Genomic DNA, 243 nt, shown 5'->3' with positions numbered 1-243 from the left:
TCCACGAACAGTACAACGAGAACGTCGCCGACAACCTCATCCGGAAATTCCGAGAGCGCCGAGCGAAAGAGTTGGGAGTTGATCTCGAGACCCTCGAACAGAGTCACGAGGAACTGTTCGCTCCCGAGGAGACCGTTGATGAACTCGACGACGATTCAGATCCGACTGAGAATCCCTCTGAGACCACGCCGGGGGCAGACACTGGTCCGGCGCCCGAAGAGTCCTGGGGAACGTCTAGTGAGT

General features: G+C 58.0%; 1 protein-coding gene. It reads left to right on the top strand.

Annotation, left to right across the window (positions count from 1 at the left end; translation table 11 throughout):
• Positions 1-243, top strand: a 243-nt coding sequence (locus tag EXE42_RS17945) for a hypothetical protein (protein WP_137707133.1), incomplete at both ends; no start/stop codon positions are given.

It is taken from the genome of Halorubrum sp. SP3, from assembly GCF_005435195.1.
Classification (GTDB): domain Archaea; phylum Halobacteriota; class Halobacteria; order Halobacteriales; family Haloferacaceae; genus Halorubrum; species Halorubrum sodomense.
Note: the sequence above shows the minus strand (reverse complement) of the source record. Positions and strands in the feature narration are given on the sequence as shown.